The organism is Pantoea sp. SIMBA_079 (assembly GCF_046940275.1).
Lineage (GTDB): Bacteria > Pseudomonadota > Gammaproteobacteria > Enterobacterales > Enterobacteriaceae > Pantoea > Pantoea borealis.
This window is the reverse complement of the sequence record NZ_JAWRYR010000403.1, coordinates 1-266: the sequence shown is the minus strand read 5'-3', so window position 1 is coordinate 266 and position 266 is coordinate 1. Positions and strand designations below refer to the sequence as shown.

The following is a 266-nucleotide window of genomic DNA, read 5'->3' as shown; positions in this document are numbered from 1 at the left end:
AACACGGGCACGGTGCCGTTCACGGCCGCGAACCCGGCCTCCTTCACTGACAACCTCGCCCGCGTGCTCGACGATGCCGCCTACAACGGCGACGCAAGCAACGGCGCGTCGGTGAACGGCAACATCCTCTCGTGGTCCGGCCCGCTCGCGGTGGGCGCGACGGCGACGATCACCTACTCGGTGACCGTGCGGACCCCGGACAACGGCGACCACATTCTCACCAACGCAGTTGTCCCCGGCACCGGAGGCAGCTGCGTCACCGCTGC

At 69.2% G+C, this 266-nt stretch carries 1 protein-coding gene; it reads left to right on the top strand.

What is annotated here, in order from left to right; genetic code table 11:
• Positions 1-266, top strand: a 266-nt coding sequence (locus SB719_RS20555; protein WP_412159799.1) for a hypothetical protein, incomplete at both ends; no start/stop codon positions are given.